A 21,345-nucleotide genomic window follows, 5' to 3' on the forward strand; every position below is an offset into this window, starting at 1 on the left:
CAGAAGAAAGGAGAAGACATGGACGGACATGGAGCGGAGCTTTTCATTCTCCCGCAGCCGCGGGAATGGGAGCAGAGAGAAGGATTCTTTGAAATGAGGTATGACCAGTATCTGGTGCTGGCGGAGGGGACTGCCCCGCTGGCGCCGGAGAGCCTGGAGGATTTAAAGGAGGATATGCAGCGTTTCCTTGGGTTTACCCTGCAGGTGCGGCGCGGAAGCAGCCGCGCCGGGGATATGGTACTGCGGCAGACAGAAGAATTGCGGGAGCAGGAGTACACGCTGGAAATTGGCAGCGAAGGGATTCTGGCGCAGGCAGGCGGCAGGGCGGGGCTTTTGTACGCGGTGCAGACGCTCCGGCAGCTTATCCGTCAGTGCGGCGCGCTTCTGCCGTGCCTGCATATCCACGATTATCCGGCGATACCGGAGCGGGGATTTTATCACGATGTGACGCGCGGACGCATTCCGACGCTGGATTCTCTGAAAAAACTGGCATCCCGGATGGCGTTTTACAAGCTCAACCAGATGCAGATCTATATTGAACACAGCTTTCTGTTCCGCGATTTAAGCGAAGTCTGGCGCGACGACACGCCGCTGACGGCGGAGGAGATTCTGGAGCTGGACGCATTTTGCGGGAAGCTCGGCATCGAGCTGGTGCCGTCCCTGGCAAGCTTCGGACATCTTTATAAGCTGCTGCGCACCAGACAGTACGCGCATCTGTGCGAGCTGGATAATCCGGCGGCGGAGCCGTTTTCCTTCAGGGCGCGGATGGATCATCACACCATTAATGTGTCAGATTCAGAGAGCCTGGAGCTGATGAAAAAGCTGATTGGCGAATATATGGAGCTGTTTTCTTCGCGCCGCTTCAACATCTGTGCGGACGAGACTTTTGACCTGGGGAAGGGCAAAAACAGGGCGCGCGCCGAAGAGGAGGGCGTCTCCGGCATGTATACGGAATTTGTGCGGAAGCTGTGCGAATTTGTGAAAGAGCGTGGAAGAACGCCGATGTTCTGGGGCGATATTATCTGCGGCTTTCCGCAGGAATACCGGAAGCTCCCCGAAGGGACTATCTGTCTGAACTGGGGTTATGCGCCGCAGCAGAGCGCGGAGAGCACCGAAAAGCTTTATGAAGCGGGCGCTATCCAGTATCTTTGTCCGGGTGTGGCGGGCTGGAATCAGTGGATAAATAAAATAGAAGATTCTTATGAAAATATCCGAAGAATGTGCGGCTATGCGCAGCAATATCATGCGCTGGGGGTTTTAAACACCGACTGGGGCGATTTCGGGCACATCAATCATCCGGAGTTTTCCATCCCCGGCATGATTTACGGGGCGGCGTTTTCGTGGAATCCGCAGATTCCGCCCTTTGAGGAAATTAACCGGCAGATTTCACGGATGGAATACGGCGACGTCACGGGAGAGTTTGTCGCCGTTATGGCGGAGGCGGACCGGTACTGCGATTTCACCTGGGAGGCGGCGGTCTCCTTCCTTGAATGCAAGGAGGAGGAGAGGGAGCAGGTTTTCCGGGAATATACGGACGCCACAAAGCTGTCGCGCGGACAGGTGCGGGAGGATAATGAAAAGCTCCACGACCTTCAGAAGCAATTAAAGAAAAATCTTCCGGCAATGGACGCCGGAGGGCGGGAGACGGCAGCCGCCTGTGTACTGGCAACGGATGGAATCCGGATTTTCAATGAGACCGGCGCGTCTCTGGCGGCATATTACCGCAGGGAGGAGCCAGATGCCGGGAAAATGGCGGCGCTGGCAGAGAGACTGGAAAACTGGTTCTATTATTATAAGAAGCTCTGGCGGAGCGTCAGCCGGGAATCCGGGCTTTCACAGATACAGAATGTCATAGACTGGTACGCCGATTTGCTTCGCTCTTTCCTTTTCGGGTAAAACATGCTATACTGGAAAAAATTCACCTGCGCTTTGGATGGCAGATGCGCAGACGGAAAACAGTGGAGGATGAAATATGCTGATTATCAAAAACGGAAAGATTGTGGACCCGGCTTCCGGCATGGAGCAGACAGGCGACGTGGTAGTGGAGGATGGAAAAATTGTGCAGCTTGGCGGCAGCTTTGCCGGGCAGGCGGGCGCTTCCGATGAGGTGATAGAAGCGCAGGGGCTTGTGGTTGCACCCGGTCTGATTGATACGCATGTGCACTTCCGCGACCCCGGCTATACGTACAAAGAGGATATTTACACAGGAGCTCATGCGGCGGCAGCCGGCGGATTTACGACGGTGGTATGCATGGCGAATACAAAGCCGGTGGCGGATAATGAGGAAACGGTTTCGTACATTGTAAAAAAGGCTGGAAAGGCGTGCGTTCATGTGCGGACAGCGGCGGCGGTCACGAAGGGCTTAAAGGGGAAAGAGCTGACGGATTTTGAGGCGCTGTATCGCTGCGGCGCAGTCGGCTTTACTGATGACGGTATACCGCTGCAGGATGCGGCGCTTCTGGAGGAGGCGATGATGCAGGCGGCGCGGCTGGATGTGCCCATCAGTCTGCACGAGGAGGATTCCTCCATGATTCTCCGTCCGGGCGTCAATGCCGGAAAAGTGGCGGAGGCACTTCAGTATGGCGGTGCTCCGGCGGCGTCGGAGAGCACGATGGTGGAGCGCGACTGTGCGCTTGCCCTGAAGACGCGCGCTTCCGTGGTTATCCAGCATATCAGCGCGAAGAAATCGGTGGAGGCGGTGCGCAGTTACTGGCGCCGTGGCGCGCGGATACACGGGGAAGTGACGCCGCAGCATTTTTCACTGACGGAGGATATCGTGCTGGAGAAGGGCAGTCTTGCGCGGGTAAATCCGCCCATCCGCACGGAAGAGGACCGGCAGGCGCTGATTGAGGGCTTAAAGGACGGCACGCTGGATATTATCGCCACGGACCACGCGCCGCACAGCCGCGAGGAAAAGGCGCGCGACATCAAGGCGGCTCCCAGCGGGATGATAGGGCTGGAGACTTCCCTGGCGCTCGGCATCACAAATCTTGTGAAACAGGGGCATCTCTCCTTGATGGACCTTCTGGAGAAAATGACGGTCAATCCGGCACGACTTTACAGGCTGAATGCAGGTGCGCTCGCAGAGGGCGCTCCGGCGGATCTGGTTATTTTCGATGAAAACGAAAGCTGGACGGTGACGGATAATTTCCGCTCCAAATCCAACAACTCGCCATTTATCGGGCAGACGCTCACCGGCAGAGTGAAGTACACCATCTGCGGCGGAAAAACGGTCTACCGGGACGGGCAGACGGCGTTCTGAGCAGGGATGGAGCGAATGGTAACTACTCAGCATTTTTTTCTGATATTTGCCGCATGGCTGAGTAGTTATAAAATATGCGGGAAAGGAAGAGAAAAATGGGAAAAGTGATGAGCAACAGGGCGCTCGGTGAGGATTTCTATCTGATGCGCGTGGAGCAGAAGAATGATGCGCGGATGGGGCAGTTTTATATGCTGCGCTCCTGGGAGACGTATCCGGTTCTCAGCCGTCCAATCAGCGTGTACGACGCGGACGATGAGAGCGTCAGCTTCTTATATAAAGTGGTGGGAAAAGGAACGGAGCTTTTTGCGCGTCTGCAGGCGGGCGATGAAATTACGCTGGACGGGGCGCACGGAAACGGTTTTCCGTCTCTGACAGATAAAAAGCGCATTGCACTGGTGGGCGGCGGTGTGGGAATCGCGCCGCTTTATCTGGCGGCAAAGACCTATAAAAAAGAAAATCCGGAATGCAGCGTTGACATTTATCTTGGTTTCAGCGGCACACCGGTGCTGACGGAGGAATTTGAGACGGTCTGCGACCGGCTGACAGTGAATGTGGGCGGCTTCGTGACGGACGACATTGATCCGACAGCCTACGATGCCATCGTTACCTGCGGACCGACGGTGATGATGAAGGTACTCTATAACAAATGTGTGAAATGCCAGGCATCTGCGCCGCTCTATGTTTCGATGGAAAACCGCATGGCATGCGGCATCGGCGCCTGTCTGGTGTGCAGTTGTAAGACGAAAAACGGAAACCGCAAGGTCTGCAAGGACGGTCCGGTATTCTCAGGAAGCGAGGTGTTTGGCATTGAGCAGTAGATTAAAAACGACCTTTGCCGGCGTGGAGTTTAAAAATCCGGTGGTACTTGCCTCTGGCACCTGCGGCTTCGGCAGAGAATTAAATGAGTATTTCGATATTGAACGCCTTGGCGGACTCTGCTCGAAGGGGCTGCTCGACCATCCGCACGGCGGCAACGAGGGTATCCGTATCTGGGAGACGGCGAGCGGCATCATGAACAGCGTCGGACTGGAAAATCCGGGCGTCGACGCCTTTATCGAGAACGACCTGGACTGGGTAAATTCCAAAAATCTGGTGAACATCGTAAATCTGGGCGGGCATTCGCTGGACGGTTATCTGAGAGGAATGGAAAAGCTTAATCAGGTTGACCTGGATATTCTGGAGCTGAATATTTCCTGCCCGAACGTGAAGAGCGGCGGCATGAATTTCGGCACAAAGACGGAGGTTGCCCGCGAGATCGTGCGAAAGATCCGCGCCGCCTGCCGTCATAAGCTGGTGGTCAAGCTCTCCCCGAACGCGGAGGATATCGTGTCGCTGGCGCAGATGTGTGAGGAGGAGGGAGCGGACGGCGTTTCTCTTGTCAATACCTTCCTCGGCATGGCGATTGATTTAAAAAAGAAACAGCCTGTTTTTAATAATGTATACGCCGGGCTCTCCGGTCCGGCTATCAAGCCGATCGCGCTGCGGATGGTCCATCAGGTGTCGAAAGCCGTCTCCATCCCGGTGATGGGGCTGGGCGGCATCACCACCTGGGAGGACGCCATCGAATTTATCATGGCGGGTGCAGCCGTCGTGCAGGTCGGCACCGCCACCTTCATGAAGCCGGACATCAGCATGGACATCATCGATGGCATGGAGCGCTATCTGGAAGAAAACGGCTATGAGAGCGTGGAGGAAATCCGGGGGATTCTGTAGGGCGGTCTGAAACAGAATATTATACGGGAACGTACCGGGGAGCGGGGCTGTTATGAAAAGAATGATAAAAATTTTTTGTTTCTGTGCAATATGCGGCGTCCTGTCCGGCGGCAATGTCTGCGCGTCCGGGCAGCCGGAAACGGAAAACATGGAAGAAGAAAGCGTCCGGGAATTTAGTGCCGCTGATTTGAGTGATTTACTGTTGAAGACACGGGAAGCCGTTTATGAGAGCACGGAAATTACAGAAGAGCAGATAATACCTTATGATAAGCCTGCAGAGGGCAGCTTTATAGAAAATCTGGAAGCAGATGTCATGGTAAGCGGTCAGCCGTGCAAAATGCAGTTTTATTACAGGCCGGATGAAACATTGACACAGATTAACTGTATTTTCTCTGCCGAGGAGGGCTACAGCGACGATAAAGAAGAGCTGTGGCGCGTGGCTGCGGAAACGGTGGAATTGCTGGAGGAAAAATGGAAAGATGAGTTGGGGATATCCGGAAGCGCTTTCCGCGCAGAGAAGGCGCCGGATTTTGCAAAACCGGTTAATAAAAGGAAAAGCTTTTATATGAACAGCGGAATCTGCTACAATTTTTCTTTTGACTCCTTCCCGGCGGAAGAAGGGGCAGATGCCTGTGATATCGTTTTTTCGTTTCAGGCTGTCCGGTCAGATTTTTCGGATGCGGAAAAATAACAGGAACAGTGATCTGATGGCTGGGCGGTGATGATTTTCCAGGCGGTCCATAGCATATAAAAAGCCGCAGAATATAAAAAGGCTGCCGCATTTTCGTGCGGCAGCCGCGTTTTATTTTTTGGATTTTGCAGCCTTGCCGGATTTTGCCGGAGCTGCAGTTTTCTCTTCTGTTTTGTCTTTCCTGAAGCGGGCGAACAGTCCCTTTTTCTTTTTCGGCGGGGTCTCCAGCGGACCGCGCACGCCGCGCACCTCGGTTATGTAAATACCGCTTACGGTGGCTTTTACTTCTTTTTTCACCGGAATCAGATCAAAAATCTTGGCGTCTGCCACCAGCGTCATCACACGGGGACCGACCTTTGCCTTTACGATCGGAAGCTTTGTCCGGCGCATCAGCTTCGGCGTCTGGTCAATGACCATCTGGGGAAGACCGGATTCTTTGATTTTCATCATCTTTTTATCTATAATCAGCATGGAGACGGTCTGTTTCATTGCCTCCATCTGTTCCTGTTGCGCTGCCTGTTTTTTCTGTGCTTTTCTGCCGAAGAAATATAGTACGCCGAGAATGACGACTAATACCAGCAGAATGATCAAAAGAATGTTAAATACTGACATTTTTCTCCTCCTCAAAAGTTTGCTTTTTTTATTTTAGCATCCTTTTTTTAAAAGTGCAATAATCTTTCGCAATCCTGTGAAAAATCTGTGATAGTAATTGATTTTCGGGGAAATTTATGTTAGAGTGGCAGATAGGGAGTTGTACAGTTGTGCATTTTGTGGAGGAGCTATGAGCAGAAACAGGTACGAAAGGGGAGATTCTGGCGAAAGGCGGACCAGGCGCCGGGAAAGAGGCGTAGAAGCTGGCCCGGAAAGAACAGGCCAGGGAAGAGACGGATATGGTGATGCCGGCCAGGGAAGAACAGACTACGGTGACGCCAGCCAGAGAAGGACAGACTACGGTGACGCCAGCCAGGGAAGAACAGACTACGGTGATACCGGACGAAGAAGAGCAAAGCGCGATGATGGCAGACCGGAAAGAACAGAGCGCGGCAGACGCCGGAAGAAAAAAAGAGGCGGAGCGGCGGCAACTGTTATTTTAATCCTGTTGATTTTCATCGTGGCAGCAGGTATTATATTAGTGGCGTCCGACTGGCTTGGATTTGAAATTCCGTTTTTAAAGGCGGGAGTAAATCAGACGCTGGAGCAGGCGGAGGAGCTTGCGGCATCATACGATTACGACGGAGCTATTGCGACGCTGCAGAGCAATGAAAAGTACAGTACAAGCACGCAGCTTCAGGAGGCGGCGGCAGAGTACGAAAGCGCAAAGTCTGCGATGGAGACGGCGATAGACGGGGTGATTGCATCCGCGGAGGAGCTTGCGGCGTCATATGATTATCAGGGTGGCGCCGACCTTATAAAAGCAAGCCCGTATTACAGCGCGAGCAGTGTGCTGCAGTCTCTGGCGGCGCAGTATGAGGAATCGGAAAAGCATAAAAATGATATTGATGAAGGGACTCTTGCGGAGGCGGAGACGCTGGCGGCGATGTACGATTATGACGGGGCGATTGAGCTCCTGAAAGGGATGAACGCTTACCAGACGAATCAGGTTCTCCAGGAAAAGGTGCAGGAGTATGAGACGGCGAAGGCGGCGTGCGTGGCAATCAATCCGGAGGAAGTCACCCATATCTTCTATCATTCCCTGATCGTGGACCCGTCGAAAGCATTTGTCGAGGGGGACCCGGCGTATGCGGGCATGATGCAGTGGATGACGACCATTTCGGAGTTTGATAAAATCACGCAGTCGATGTATGACCGCGGATATGTGCTGGTAAGTATTTACGATCTGTTCACGAAGACGACGGCGGAGGACGGCACTGTTACGATTTCCCCGAACCAGATTTATCTGCCGGAGGGGAAAAAGGCGTATGTGCTGTCGCTGGATGACCTCAGCTATTATCATACGTATGATAATCATGGGATTGCGTCGAAGGTGGTGCTGGATGAGGAAGGAAAGCCGACCTGTGAATATATCCAGGATGACGGTACAGTCGTATACGGCGATTACGATGCGGTTCCGAGGCTGGATGCGTTTATTGAGGAGCATCCGGATGCCTGCTACCGCGGTGCGCGCGGCATTATTGCCCTGACGGGTTACAACGGGATTCTGGGCTATCGCACGGATGGCGTTTACAGCGCGGAGCATAATACCAACAGCGATATTTACTATGCGGATGAATTGCAGCTTAAATGGCTGGAGGAGCATCCCGACTTCGACTGGGAGCAGGAATGTGAAGAGGCGAAGAAGGTCGCGGAGGCGATGAAAGCGGACGGCTGGACATTCGCCAGCCACACCTGGGGGCATAAGAAGGTGGGCGAAGTGGAATATGACCGGCTGGTTCTGGATACGGAGCGCTGGATGCAGTATGTATCGCCGCTGATTGGCGGGACCGACGCTATTATCTTTGCGCACGGGGAGGACCTTTCTCCTACCGGAACCTACGATTCATCAAACGCGAAATACGTGTATCTGAAGAGCCAGGGATTTGACGTTTACTGCAACGTGGATTCTTCGCAGTACACAACTGCGGTGACCTCCGAATACTTCCATCAGGGAAGAAGAAATCTGGATGGCTACCGGATTTACCAGGATACGATTTCGGATAATCCAATGACGGCGGATTTGTTTGATGCGTCAGAGGTACTTGACCCGGAGCGTCCGGGACCGGTACCGGATTTATAAAGTCCTGCATCCCGGATGGGTTTTAAAAAATTCCGGAGGGGCACAAAGCACGCGGAAGGCGTGCGGGTACAGACGCCGGATAGAATTATGATATGATACGGTCTGACCGTTCATATAGGCAGACAGAAATGCCTGTCGGGGGAAAACAATGTGTGGAATAAAAAGAGAGGATAGGTAATTATTATGAAAAGGAAAGCAGTAGTAGCACTTTTAGCCAGTGTAGCACTGGTCGCAGCTGGATGCGGTTCTACGCAGAACGAGACGGAGGCTCCGACGGAAGCACAGACTACCGAGGCGGTTGCGGAGACGGAAGCGGCAGAGGAAGAAACCACCGAGGCGGCATCTGAGGAGGAGACTACCGAAGCAGCAGAAGAGGAGACGACGGAAGCAGCGGAAGAAGAAACCACCGAAGCAGCATCTGAGGAGGAGACTACCGAAGCAGCAGAAGAAGAGACAACAGAAGCAGCAACCGAGGAAGAGACGACGGAAGCAGCAACTGAGGAAGAGACAACGGAAGAAGCAACCACGGAAGAAGCGACAACCGAGGAAGAAACCACCGAGGCAGAAACTGAGGAAGAGACAACGGAAGAAGCGACAACCGAGGAAGAAACAACGGAAGAAGCGACAACCGAGGAAGAGACAACGGAAGAAGCAACAACCGAGGAAGAGACAACGGAAGAAGCAACAACCGAGGAAGAGACAACGGAAGAAGCAACAACCGAAGAAGAGACCACCGAGGCAGAAACCGAGGAGGAAATCACGGAAGCAGTAACCGAAGAAGCGACCACCGAAGCAGAAACTGAGGAGGAAACCACGGAAGCAGCAACCGAGGAAGAAACCACCGAAGCGGCATCGGAAGAAGAAACGACAGAGGCAGGCGAGGAATCCTCTGAGGATGCATCTGAGGAGACCACAGAGAGCGAGACAGAAGCTTTCCTGGAAATGCCGGAATATGTAGCGCTGGATTACATCACGCTTGGCGAGTACACCGGTCTGGAGATTCCGAAGGATCCGGTAGAAGTCAGCGACGAAGAAGTACAGGCTATGATTGATACCGAAACCGTTCAGACACTGACAGAAGGCACGGTAGAAGAGGGCGATACAGTAAACATTGATTATGTCGGAGAACTGGACGGCGAAGAATTTGACGGCGGTTCCGCTGAAGGCTATTCTCTGGAAATCGGTTCCGGCACCTTTATCGACGGCTTTGAGGATGGTCTTATCGGCGTAGCGGTAGGCGAGACGACAGATCTGGACCTGACCTTCCCGGAGAATTATCACAGTGAGGACCTGGCAGGCAAGGAAGTGGTATTCCATGTAACGGTAAATTCCCTGCAGCGTGTTCCGGAGCTGACCGACGAAGTAGCGGCAGAGGTAGCGGACGGTATGACAGCGGAAGAGTACAAAGCAAGCGTGCGCGAGGAGCTTGAGGAATCCGCAGCCGTACAGCAGGATAACCTTGCAAGACAGGATCTTCTGACAGCGGTTATCGACAACGCGACAGTAAACGGCTATCCGACCGAGTACCTTGAGTACAATATGGAAATGACCAGGAGAAACTATACGTCGATGGCGGAAATGTACGGCATGACGTATGAAGAGCTGATTGAAGCTTATGGGATGACGGAAGAGACCTTCACGGCAGAGATGGAGGAACAGCTCAAGACCGTTCTCCCGCAGGAAATGGTACTGCTGGCAATCGCAGAAACCGAGGATATCGAGCTGAGCGACGAGGAATATACGGACGGACTTGCTGAGCTTATCGCTTCACTGGAAGAGCAGGGCGTGACCGTTACCGCGGAAGAGCTGGAAGAAGAGTACGGCGTGAATTACCTCAGCAAATCTCTGCTGCTGGATAAGGTGATGGAGTTCCTGGTAGAGAACAACACCTTTGTTGAGGAAAGCGCAGACGCTGAGGAAACTGAGACGGAAGCAGAGAGCGAGACCGCAGCTGAGGCAGAGGACGAGACAGAGGCGGATACAGCAGAGGAAACAGACACTGAGACGGAAACGGAAACAGAGACAGAGACAGAAAGCGAATCTGAGACTGAGACCGAAACAGAAACAGAAACAGAAGCGTAAGAGAAAAGCAGGTATCTGCCTGCGGATAAGGAATGACAGCGTCAGAAGCTGCTGTATAAGGCAGATTTAAGGTGCAGTGTACGATGAGGGCATCGCAAAATCATCAAATAAGATGATGGAGCGATGCCCTCGTTTTGTATGTAAAAAAATCTTTTGAATGTTGACAATTAATATTTTGAAAACAAAAGAGCAACATGAGAAAAATAAAAGATTGTTATATTGCTTTCAACAGATTACGGAAAAAGTAATCAGGAAAGCAGGTTTGTCTGAAAATACTTTTGTCCCACATGCTATCTGCTCCTTGGAATTATGAAGGTTTACTGGCTTACAAAAAATTTCATGAAGTTAGCCCCGGAAAAAAGCAGGCGTCTGCAAAAGATTTCTGAGAAAAAGCTGAGGAGAATATACGGGGTACAGTTTATTGTCTTGTCAATTATTCTTGGCGGGGCAGTGATCCTTTTAGTCAATCTGGAAGGAGGAAAGGAATATCCGGGATATATGATTTATGTGGCAGCAGGATATTCATTTATAAAGGTTGTTTTGGCCGTTTCCAATATGATCAGGGAAAGAAAACAGGAGGTGAGAACCTGGTTGATTATACGGGATATCGGACTGGTAGATGCACTGATGTCTGTTCTGACATTGCAGACCGCTATGTTTGCAGCATTTGCAGTAGATGACAGAAATTTTCCGTTGAAGATGAATGACGTTACAGGGGCGGTGGTCAGCTTGATTATTTTGGGTATCGGGATCAGTTATCAGAGCTGACAAGGCTGCAGAGGAATTTTGAGGACTGTCTTGACCAGATGCTTTATTAATTACGAAGGGCTAAACAATGGTTAAAAACTAATAAAACAGAAACGTAAATAAAACAATACATAAAAATACAGATGGTAAAGTAATGGCATCAATGAGAAAGGAGGAAGGAGGATACCGAATCGTATCCGTATAAAAAAATAAAACAAAAGAGAAATTGGAAGTTTACAGTTTTTAATGAAACTCCCCACTTAGGGAGAAATACATAAGCGAAAGGGATAAAAAACAATGGCGATAAAAGAAAATGTAGAAGTATTTGCAGTGAAACAGGCGCTATCTTATCTGGATAAGGATCCGGAGAAGAACCTGCCGAAGCTTTTGGACTGGTTTGACCGTTTCGACCGGAAGGACACGCTGAAAACCCAGAGGGAGATGATCCGCAGCGTGGTCATGGATCCGGATAACAACTGGCATAAGCTGGTCATGAGTCTCTGGGAGGACATCGATCCGGGTGTGAGAAACCGTTTTTTTGAAAACTTTATTATCAACGGCTGTCTTTTAGGTTACCAGCGGCAGAAGGAATATAAGGAAAAATATAACTGCAACATCCCGTGGGCGATTCTTCTGGATCCTACCAGCGCCTGCAATCTGAAATGTACCGGCTGCTGGGCAGCGGAGTACGGAAACCATATGAACCTGACTTATGAGGAGATGGACGACATTGTAAATCAGGGCGTGGAACTTGGTACATATGTCTACTTATTTACCGGCGGGGAGCCGCTTGTGCGGAAAAAAGATATCATCCGTCTCTGCGAAGAGCATCCGGACTGTGTATTTTCGACTTTTACCAATGGCACCCTGATTGATGAGGCGTTTGCAAAGGAAATGCTCCGGGTAAAGAATTTTGTGCCGGCGATCAGTATTGAAGGCTTTGAGGATGCTACGGATTCCAGGAGGGGGAACGGCACTTATCAGAAGATCATCCGTGCCATGAATATTTTAAAGGAAAACAGGCTGCCCTTTGGAATTTCCTGCTGTTACACTTCCGCCAATGCGGAGGTCATCGGCAGTGAAGAATATTTTGACCAGATGATCAATATGGGCGCGAAATTCGCCTGGTTTTTCACCTATATGCCGGTGGGAAAAGGGGCGGTGAAGGAACTGATGGCGGACGCCGCACAGAGAGAAATGATGTACCATAAAATACGGGAGTTCCGCCAGACAAAACCAATCTTTACGGTGGATTTCTGGAACGATGGGGAGTACGTGGGAGGCTGCATCGCCGGAGGACGCTGCTACTGCCATATCAATGCCAACGGCGATATTGAGCCGTGCGCATTTATCCATTATTCGGATTCCAATATCCGGGAGAAGTCCCTGCTGGAGGCATACCGTTCCCCGCTGTTCATGGGCTACCACGACAACCAGCCGTGGAATGAAAATATGCTGCGTCCCTGCCCGGTGCTGGACAATCCCGGAAGCCTGACCAGAATCGTGGAAGAAAGCCATGCAAAAAGTACGGATTATCAAAATCTGGAAAGCGCGAAGGAGTTTTCCGATAAATGTGTGGATACGGCTGAAAAATGGGCTCCGGTAGCGAACCGTCTCTGGGAGGAATCTCATGGCGGATGCGCAGCCTGCGGACGATGCGGCAAAGCAGAAAATGAGAGAACCTTTCATCGCTGTCCATGAATATACTGACCGGTCTGTCTGAATTTGTGACGGGTATCCCTGCTCTGGTGGTAAAGGTGATCGTGATGTTGGTTGCGTCATTCTACATGACGGCGGATTATGACAGGATCATGGAGGCAGCCAGAAAAATTGCAGGAATCACGATCACATCAGTATGCCTGCCGGAAGACAGGTTTGATTATTAATGGTAGCAGCCGGTGAAAGAAACCAGGCTGCAGGCAGCTTACCTTCAGCGGGCAGCGGGAATGCCATGCTGCGGGAATACGCAGGTAACCTATTACAGAACCGGGCAGGAGTAAAAATCTATGAATATACGTCGGGGTTTATTCATGCCAAAAACTTTGTGTGTGACGACCGGTTTGCAGTATGCGGGACAATTAATCTGGATTACCGCTCCCTTGCGCACCATTATGAATGCGGCGTCTGGATGTACCGGACGGGCTGATAAATAATAATTCAGAAACCAAATCCGGACAAAACAGAAACAAAAGAATGCCATAATCCGGATATAGAAAAAACAAACAAGGCGCCTGTATCAGAAGGGTGCAGAGAAAGGCAGGTAAGAAAATGAAAAAAAGTAATTTTGTGGCAATGATCCTGGGAACTATCGGAGGGATTTTGTTTGCGCTTGGCATGTGCATGGCGCTGATCCCGGAATGGGATGCTTTCCAGCCGGGGATTGTGATGGGGACGATCGGGGCAGTGGTGCTTCTGGTCATGGTACTTGTGTGGAGAAAGATGGAAAATAAAAATCCCATCCGCTTGTCGGGAAAGACCATAGGGACTGTACTGCTTGGAATCGCAGGAGCGCTGTTTCTGGGCGTCGGGATGTGTATGGTCATGGTGTGGACCAATCTGGTTCCCGGAGTCGTGATCGGATTGCTCGGCATCGTTCTGCTGCTGTGTCTGATCCCCCTTACCAGGGGCTTAAAATAAATGCTGGAAAAACTTATGGACAAGCCATTTCAGACACCGCGGCGGCGTCTGAAATGGCTTTTTCAAAAAAAGGAAAGGGATGAAAGCAAATGGGAAGGAAAATGATGAAACTGGACAGCAGCGGGAATCTTTATCCGGCTATCGCGACCAGGGAATATCCGCAGATCTACCGGATCAGCATTGCGTTGGTAACGCCGGTGCTCCCTGCGCTTTTGAAGCAGGCGGTAAAGGAAACTCTCCCGGCGTTTCCGGCTTTTCATGTCTGCCTGAAGCGGGAACGGTTCTGGTACTATCTGGAAAATTCGGATAAACTGCCGGAAATCACACGACAGAAGGATAAGGGTATACGGCCGTTTCCGGAAAAAGGACTTCAGTTTCGGTTCCTGTACGAGAAGAACTGGATCCATCTTGAAACATTCCATGCACTGACAGACGGGACGGGAGCCATACACTTTCTCCATGCGGTATGCTACCGGTACTGCCAGCTGGCTTACCGGGGACTTTTATCCCGGGATGTCCTGGAAAAAAGATACGGTCTGGAAGGGGCGGAGAATATCCGGGATGCGTATCAGAGTTTTGGGACAAAGAGCGGAAGACCGTGGAAGCTGCTGAAAAAATCCCCTGCCTTCCGGATCTGCGGGAAAAAACAGCCGCAGGGCAATGTGGTTGTCTATACAGGGCAGCTTTCCTTAACCGAATTAAAGGAGGCATGCCGGAAATACCATGCGACGGTCTGTGAGCTGCTTACAGCTATAAGCCTTTATGCGCTCTGGCAGGAATACCGGGAAAAAGCAGTGCAGAGCAGGAGACGGTTCAGGGTTGCCATACCGGTAAACCTCCGGCCTTTTTTTCAGAAAAAGACGGAAAAAAATTTTTTCACCTGCATTCCCATTGAGGCTGACCCGGAAGAATATTATACGCTGGAGCGGCTGATCGGCGAAGTAAAGCGTCAGTTTTCAGATAAATGCAGTGAAAATTACCTGCGCAGCCAGGTGGCTGGACAGGTGACAGGGCAGCAAAGCCTGGTTTCCAGGTATGCCCCGGTTGTTTTGAAGAACTGGTTTTTAAAAACAATGTACCGGTACAACGGGTACAGCACGATGGTTCTCTCGAACCTCGGAAAAATGCAGCCCAGGAAGGAATTTGCTTCCTGTATCATCGGATACCGGTGTGTGCTTCCTGTCACCGGGCGCGAACCGGTCAAGATAGCGGTCTGCTCCTATCGGGATACGATAGAGCTGACCGTGACAAGCAATCTGGCGGAAGAAAAGCTGCAGGAGACGGTATTTGGGCTTTGCGCCCGGCTGGGCATTTCCATGGAAATCCAGAAAACAGGCATCGGAGGCGAATGGCCTGCCGAAAAAAAATCCGGATTAATAAATCAGAAACAGTTCTCAAACAGAAGGAAAACATTCCCCTGTTATAGTTTGCTCAGTAATTGAGACAGAGCAAAAAAGAAAGAGAGGTATTTGAAATGGAGAAGACAATGTATCTGGTAACAGGCGCGGCAGGATTTTTGGGAAGCCATGTATGTGATGAACTTCTGTCAAGGGGGGACCGCGTGCGTGCTCTGGTCCTGCCGGGCGATAAATCCGTAAAATATATTCCGGATGAGGTGGAAATCGTGGAAGGAAACCTGTGCGACATGGCATCCCTGGAAAACTTTTTTACGGTACCAAAGGGAAGCGCATCTGTGGTCATCCACTGCGCGAGCATGGTTACTACAAACGCGGAATTTAACCAGAAGCTGGTGGACGTCAATGTAGGCGGAACCCGGAACATGATCGAACAGTGCCTGAAGCATCCGGAATGTAAAAAAATGGTATATGTAAGCTCTACCGGAGCCATTCCGGAGCAGTCCAAGGGGACGCCTATCCGTGAGACGAAGAGATTTACTCCGATTGATGAAGAACGGCAGGTAGGGTGCTACAGCCAGACAAAGGCGATGGCTACGCAGGCAGTGCTGGATGCATGCAGGGAGAAGGGGCTGAAGGCATGCGTGGTCCATCCCAGCGGGATCCTGGGACCGAAGGATTACGCAATCGGAGAAACGACAGGGACTGTGATCAAGATCATGAACGGCAAAATGCCTGTGGGAATGGGCGGCTCTTTTAATCTCTGCGATGTGCGTGACCTGGCTTATGGCTGCGTGGCGGCAGCGGATAAGGGCAGGATCGGGGAGTGTTATATCCTGGGAAACAAAGAGGTAACGTTAAAGGAAATGTGCCGGATGCTCCATGCCGCCAGCGGATGCAGGACGCCATATTTCTATGTACCCATTGGAATGGCGTACAAGCTGGCGGCACAGATGGAGAAGAAGTCCAAAAAGACAGGGGAAAAGCCGCTGATGACTAATTTTGCGGTTTACAACCTGGCAAGAAACAACGAGTTTGATTATTCCAAGGCAGAGAAGGAACTGGGTTATCATACAAGGCCTTATGAGGAGACGCTGAAGGATGAAGCCGAGTGGCTGATGGCAGAGGGATATATCAGATGTGGGATGACTGAACAATAAACGAGAAGAAGAGAAAGGAGACAGAAATGAAAGACAGTATACTTCGGGAAACAGAAGACGGAACAAAAATGGTATTCAGCGGAGGAAAAGAATTTGTGGAAGCCGTGGCGCACGCTTCCTCCAAAGAAGAACTGAGACAACTGCTGAAAGCGGGAGGTATTTATGAATTCAGCGAGGAGGAGCTGGAGGAAAGCTATAAGAACCTGGCACTGTCCCAGGACTGGGAGGCTCTTTCGGAGCTGTTCCGGGACAGGGATTACGATAGCTGCAGAAGAAAGCTGGAGGCGCATGGCATAACAACGACCAGGGAGCATTTTGACCTGATTAATGAAGTGGTCGCTACCGCTTCCGATGACGCGCTGATCCGTGAAATCCTTCACAAGGAAGATATGGAAAGCACGCTGGAGGCGCTGCACCGGCATGGATACCGTCATATGACGGCGGATTTTCTGCTTCTTGTCCGGGAAAACGCCCTGTATTTTTATGAGGATGCCCTTCTGACGCCGCAGGAGATCCAGGAGCTTTCCGGAAAGGATTTTTATGAACGCTGTAAAAAATCAATCAATCTGATATTTGCTTTAAGCAGCATTGCGGGCCTGTCGCTTGGGATCAGCGGCGTGGCGGATCCGGCCCTGCTGATCGCCATTGCAGGGGGTATCAGCCTGATGTTCGGGGAAAACCAGCAGTGATAAAGAAATCGGAAAGTCAGAAAAAAACTGCAAATTAATATAGCAGAAACGAAAGTGTGACAATACATAAAAAAAACTCTGGTAAAGTAAGCGCATCAAACAGATAACGCCCTGGAAGGTAAGGAACAGGAGGAAAAAATATGGAGACAGCTTATGGCATGCAGCAGGGAATCTGGGACGTATTGAGCGTAATGTTTACCAGAGGAATCAAACAGATCCAGTTAAGAAGAAAGCGCCAGAAATGGAGCGTATTCGTGATGCTGGAGGAAGAAGCTGGGGAATACCGGATATGTGAAAAAAATGCACAGGTGGAGATCAGGGACGCGTTCAACAGCAACCTTGTAGCCCAGTATTATGAAGGGAAAGAAAAAAGAATCATTCTTTTTATTCCGCGGGGCTGGAAAGAAAAGGTAAGAATCTGCCTGAAGAAAGGCTGCGTCCGCTGCTTTCAGAAAAAGCCCTTTGAGTGTCTGGAAATATGGACGAGGAAAGGCGCAGTGATTTACGAAAATGAGGAGGAGCAGCTGTGAAAATCATCATCGGACTGGGAATTGTGGCAGCAGTAGTTTTTGTGCTGAGAAAACTGCTTCGGATTCGGTTTTACCTTATGCTGGCGGTAGGAAGGACGACCATGGTGCATGGTTTTCTGGATCGGATCCTCACCGGGAAAAAGGAAGACAGAAGGGTTGGGGAACAGATGGAGTGGCTGCATCGGCAGGAGCTTCAGGAAACAGAGATCCAAAGCCGGGACGGGGTATCGCTGAAAGGATATTTTCTGGAGCATCCGCAGGCAGAAAGGATTATACTGATGTTCCACGGATGGCGCGGCGGATGGGATAAGGATGGAGCCGCTTTGGCCCATGGACTGTATGAAAAGAAGTGCAGCGTCCTGTTGGTCAGCCAGCGCGCTCATGGTTTAAGCGGAGGCGAATATATCGGTTTCGGCGTATTAGAACGATACGATTGTCAGGAGTGGATCTATTATATGGATTGGTATACAGAGAAACTGCCCATTTATCTGGCCGGAGTTTCCATGGGGGCGTCTACGGTACTGATGGCTGCAGGAGAGCAGCTCCCGGAGCGTGTAAAGGGAGTGATCGCCGACTGTGGATATACTTCTCCTTATGAAATGGTTCGGCTTTTTGCCGAAAAATTCATGCGCATGGAAAGGGAAAAGGCGGAAAGCACGGTAGAAGAGGTCAACCGCCTTTGCAGGAAAAAGGCGGGATATGACCTCCGGGAGTACAGCACGGTTGAGGCAATGCATAACTGCAGGCTACCGATATTTTTCGCTCACGGTACAGAGGATCATTTTGTCCCTTATGAGATGACAATTAAAAATTATGAGGCATGTCGCGGAAAAAAGCGGCTTTATGCGGTGGAGGGTGCGTCCCATACGAAAAGCTACCTGTCAGAGCCGCATAAGTATATGGAAGAGGTGGCGTTTTTCTTCCAATGGGAATAGATTTGCCAAGTATAGAAGGAATAATTTATGGGTACGGAACTAAAGCGAAATGTGGAAAAATGAAAATAATAAGAAGCAAAAAAATTAGTATCCCTGTTGTACAAAAGACAGGAGAGAAAGAGAGGAATTTATGAAAACATTTTTAAAAGCGGCAGCAGGAATCGCAGTAATAGGACTGGTTATTTTGGGAGTGAAGAAGCTTTGGGATAAATATCATTGTTAAAGAGGAAAAATTGTGTTTATCTGCCAGACAATGATAATATAGAATTAATGATACTGACGCTTCAGATATCTGATAACTGCCCCAAATGAGTCCATAGGAAACTGAAGTCATTGCAGAGAAAAAGAAAGGAAACGAAATGAAAGATAGACAACAGATTAAAAAAACAGCACAGGAAATTATTGAGAACCTTACTGATGAACAGAAGCTTGCACAGCTTACCTGTATGTTTTGCGGAAATCAAATCCCATCAGCGCTTCTGCACCGGTTTGTGAACGGGTTAGGGGAGATTGCAGTAATGCCGGGAGATAATGATAAAGCGGAGAATGCGGCGGCAGCCAGGGAAGAGCAGGATATCGTGAAAGAGCACTGTGGTATTCCGGCACTTCGACATAACGAAGCAGTGACAGGGCTGATGACTGCGGACGGAACGGTATTTCCGTCTGCTATAGGACTTGGTGCTACATGGGATCCGGATATTGTGGAAGAAATGGCAGATATTATTCGGAAGCAGATGGTATCGACCGGTATGCGGCAGGCACTTTCTCCAGTCATGGACGTAGCGAGAGATCCCCGTTGGGGTCGGGTCGGAGAAACCTACGGGGAAGATCCGACGCTCAGCGCAGCCATGAGCGTCGCTTTTACAAAAGGGCTCCAGTCAGAAGATTTGGAAAACGGTGTGATTGCGACAGGAAAGCATTTCCTTGGATATGGCATGAGCGAGGGCGGCCTGAATATGGCGGTGAATGAGATTCCTGCAAGGGAACTCCGTGAGGTTTACGCAAAACCGTTCCAGGCAGCTATTACAGAAGCAGGGCTGGCCTCCATGATGAATTCTTATGGAGTGATCGATGGGGAGATGGTCATCGGTTCGGAGGAGATTCTGACGAAGCTTCTGCGTGACGAGATGGGGTTTGACGGCGTTGTTGTTTCAGATTATATGTCTATCAATAAGATGACAGATCTGAAGATCAGCGGATCATCGGAAGAGGCCGGAGTTCAGGCCTTAAAAGCCGGACTTGATTCGGAACTTCCGACGCCTTACGGCTATCGTGAGGGAATCCTGAAAGCAATTCAGGAGGATAAAGAAGCAAGGAAAGCATTTGATAGGGCTGTGCAGAAAGTGATCGAGGCGAAGGTGAAACTTGGGCTGTTCGAAAACCCTTATGGGAAAGAAGAGCTCCTCGAAGAGGCATACGACAGGGCGAAGACTGCTTCGGCGGCGCTGAAAGCAGCAAGGGAATCGATTGTCCTGGTAAAAAACGACGGAATCCTTCCTCTTGATAAAAAAATCAAGAGAATTGCTGTGATTGGTCCCCATGCTGATTCGCTTCGGCTCTTATTTGGATGTTATACTTATCCGGCAGTGCTTGACCGGAACATATCCGGATCTATGAGTGATATGGCGGGTATGCAGGATACCCGAAAAGAACAGGAAGAGAATCCTTATCAGATGCCTTATCTTCCGGGAAGCACGGTGCGCGGAACATCTCCTTATATTGAGGAACGGCTCAGAGAAGCGTTGGGAGACCGGACAGTTACGATCCTCCAGGCAATCCGGGAGAAATGCCCGGATGCAGAGATTTTATTTGAGAAAGGCTGCGACGTGGCAGGAAATGACAGAAGTGGATTTGAAGCAGCGGAGAAAGCTGCACGGGAAGCGGATGTTGTCCTCCTGATCGGCGGTGGAAAATACGGATGGGGATCAAACTGTACAACAGGAGAGGGCATTGATACGGACAGGATCGGGCTCCCGGGAGTGCAGGAGGAACTGGCAGCAAGGATTCAGGCGGCAGGAACTCCGGCAGTTTACGTGCATATGGATGCAAAACCACTGTCAAGTGAGTTCATCTCAGAAAACTATCCGGCAGTTATTGAGAACTGGTTCCCCGGAGAGACCGGAGGAAGAGCACTGGCTGATGTGCTGTTCGGAGATTATAATCCGGCCGGGAGACTGCCCATGACGGTGGTAAGGAATGCAGGACAGATTCCCATGTATTCTTCCCAGAAGAACGGCAGCGGATATCACGGCGGAGCAGGCATGGTGCTGTGTAAATACGTGGAGGGCAAAAAAGAACCGCTGCATTATTTCGGAGAAGGATGCAGCTATACAACCTTTGAATATTCTGATCTGAAAGTGCAGGAAAAAGCGGCTCCGGATGGAACCGTAGAAGTAGCCTGCACAGTGAAAAATTCCGGATCCAGAGATGGCGAAGAAGTTGTACAGCTCTATGTGACAGACGAACTGGCATGTATGATACGTCCGGTGCAGGAGCTTGCCGGATTTTACAGGGTTTTTCTGAGAGCTGGTGAGAGTAAGAGAGTTTCTTTCCGAATGAAGACAGACCAGTTCGCATTCCTGGATCAGAAAATGGGATGGCTTGTAGAAGCAGGAGAGATGACGGTCAAAATAGGAAGTTCATCGAGAGATATCCGTCTGACAGGAATGTTTAAAATCACAAGTAGTATGTATGTTGAAGGAAAAACCAGGGGATTTTATGCAAAAGCATGGGAAGGGAATCTTGCATGAATCAGAAGATAGAAAAAATCCTAAAAACCAGGCGAGAAATATATATTCCTTTCCTTCACG

At 50.5% G+C, this 21,345-nt stretch carries 18 protein-coding genes and 1 pseudogene; 18 read left to right on the forward strand and 1 reads right to left on the reverse strand.

Going from position 1 to position 21,345, the window contains the following annotated elements; translation table 11 throughout:
• The first annotated feature begins 18 nt into the window (after positions 1-18).
• From NQ534_RS13870 to NQ534_RS13890, 5 genes are all read left to right on the forward strand, one after another.
• Positions 19-1,896, forward strand: a complete 1,878-nt coding sequence (locus tag NQ534_RS13870) for a beta-N-acetylhexosaminidase (protein WP_006860108.1) — start codon at positions 19-21, stop codon at positions 1,894-1,896.
• A 76-nt stretch (positions 1,897-1,972) separates the two neighbouring features.
• A complete protein-coding gene (locus NQ534_RS13875; RefSeq protein WP_006860109.1) occupies positions 1,973-3,262 on the forward strand; it encodes a dihydroorotase in 1,290 nt (429 codons plus the stop codon).
• A gap of 95 nt (positions 3,263-3,357) precedes the next feature.
• A complete protein-coding gene (locus NQ534_RS13880) occupies positions 3,358-4,080 on the forward strand; it encodes a dihydroorotate dehydrogenase electron transfer subunit (RefSeq protein ID WP_040781323.1) in 723 nt (240 codons plus the stop codon).
• A complete protein-coding gene (locus NQ534_RS13885) occupies positions 4,064-4,975 on the forward strand; it encodes a dihydroorotate dehydrogenase (RefSeq protein ID WP_330371595.1) in 912 nt (303 codons plus the stop codon). The genes NQ534_RS13880 and NQ534_RS13885 overlap by 17 nt, the downstream gene beginning before the upstream one ends.
• Positions 4,976-5,027: 52 nt before the next feature.
• Positions 5,028-5,666 carry a hypothetical protein gene (locus NQ534_RS13890; RefSeq protein WP_006860112.1) on the forward strand — a complete coding sequence of 213 codons (639 nt, stop codon included), beginning with the start codon at positions 5,028-5,030 and terminating at the stop codon, positions 5,664-5,666.
• A 111-nt stretch (positions 5,667-5,777) separates the two neighbouring features.
• Here the strand turns inward: NQ534_RS13890 and NQ534_RS13895 are convergent, their stop codons facing one another.
• Positions 5,778-6,278 carry a hypothetical protein gene (locus tag NQ534_RS13895; protein ID WP_006860113.1) on the reverse strand — a complete coding sequence of 167 codons (501 nt, stop codon included), beginning with the start codon at positions 6,276-6,278 and terminating at the stop codon, positions 5,778-5,780.
• Positions 6,279-6,447: 169 nt separating this feature from the next.
• Between NQ534_RS13895 and NQ534_RS13900 the strand changes: the two genes are divergently transcribed.
• From NQ534_RS13900 to NQ534_RS13960, 13 genes and pseudogenes are all read left to right on the forward strand, one after another.
• Complete coding sequence (locus tag NQ534_RS13900) at positions 6,448-8,400, forward strand: hypothetical protein (RefSeq protein WP_006860114.1); 1,953 nt, start codon at positions 6,448-6,450, stop codon at positions 8,398-8,400.
• A gap of 183 nt (positions 8,401-8,583) precedes the next feature.
• Positions 8,584-10,482, forward strand: a complete 1,899-nt coding sequence (tig, locus tag NQ534_RS13905) for a trigger factor (RefSeq protein ID WP_006860116.1) — start codon at positions 8,584-8,586, stop codon at positions 10,480-10,482.
• Between the two features lie 591 nt (positions 10,483-11,073).
• Positions 11,074-11,250, forward strand: a complete 177-nt coding sequence (locus tag NQ534_RS13910; protein ID WP_157200710.1) for a hypothetical protein — start codon at positions 11,074-11,076, stop codon at positions 11,248-11,250.
• Between the two features lie 276 nt (positions 11,251-11,526).
• Positions 11,527-12,930: a radical SAM/SPASM domain-containing protein gene (locus NQ534_RS13915; RefSeq protein ID WP_006864458.1), complete on the forward strand. Its 1,404-nt coding sequence runs from the start codon at positions 11,527-11,529 to the stop codon at positions 12,928-12,930.
• The gene (locus NQ534_RS13920) at positions 12,927-13,115 is read left to right on the forward strand and encodes a hypothetical protein (RefSeq protein WP_006864457.1); all 189 of its coding nucleotides are present in this window, start codon (positions 12,927-12,929) and stop codon (positions 13,113-13,115) included. The genes NQ534_RS13915 and NQ534_RS13920 overlap by 4 nt, the downstream gene beginning before the upstream one ends.
• An 89-nt stretch (positions 13,116-13,204) precedes the next feature.
• Positions 13,205-13,366 (forward strand): annotated as a pseudogene (locus tag NQ534_RS13925) (phospholipase D-like domain-containing protein); the annotation flags it as partial.
• Positions 13,367-13,497: 131 nt separating this feature from the next.
• Positions 13,498-13,866, forward strand: a complete 369-nt coding sequence (locus NQ534_RS13930) for a hypothetical protein (RefSeq protein ID WP_040785462.1) — start codon at positions 13,498-13,500, stop codon at positions 13,864-13,866.
• A gap of 89 nt (positions 13,867-13,955) precedes the next feature.
• Entirely contained in the window at positions 13,956-15,308 is a 1,353-nt protein-coding gene (locus tag NQ534_RS13935; protein WP_260042723.1) for a hypothetical protein, read from the forward strand.
• A 32-nt stretch (positions 15,309-15,340) separates the two neighbouring features.
• Positions 15,341-16,381 carry an NAD-dependent epimerase/dehydratase family protein gene (locus NQ534_RS13940; protein WP_040781437.1) on the forward strand — a complete coding sequence of 347 codons (1,041 nt, stop codon included), beginning with the start codon at positions 15,341-15,343 and terminating at the stop codon, positions 16,379-16,381.
• Between the two features lie 26 nt (positions 16,382-16,407).
• Positions 16,408-17,070, forward strand: a complete 663-nt coding sequence (locus NQ534_RS13945; RefSeq protein WP_006860127.1) for a hypothetical protein — start codon at positions 16,408-16,410, stop codon at positions 17,068-17,070.
• Between the two features lie 140 nt (positions 17,071-17,210).
• Positions 17,211-17,600 carry a hypothetical protein gene (locus NQ534_RS13950; protein ID WP_006860128.1) on the forward strand — a complete coding sequence of 130 codons (390 nt, stop codon included), beginning with the start codon at positions 17,211-17,213 and terminating at the stop codon, positions 17,598-17,600.
• On the forward strand, positions 17,597-18,535 hold the full coding sequence (locus NQ534_RS13955) for an alpha/beta hydrolase (protein ID WP_006860129.1): 939 nt from the start codon (positions 17,597-17,599) through the stop codon (positions 18,533-18,535). The genes NQ534_RS13950 and NQ534_RS13955 overlap by 4 nt, the downstream gene beginning before the upstream one ends.
• 359 nt (positions 18,536-18,894) lie before the next feature.
• Positions 18,895-21,285, forward strand: a complete 2,391-nt coding sequence (locus NQ534_RS13960; protein ID WP_006860132.1) for a glycoside hydrolase family 3 N-terminal domain-containing protein — start codon at positions 18,895-18,897, stop codon at positions 21,283-21,285.
• Positions 21,286-21,345: the final 60 nt, after the last annotated feature.

The sequence above is a fragment of the Marvinbryantia formatexigens DSM 14469 genome (genome assembly GCF_025148285.1).
GTDB classification, from domain to species: Bacteria; Bacillota; Clostridia; order Lachnospirales; family Lachnospiraceae; genus Marvinbryantia; species Marvinbryantia formatexigens.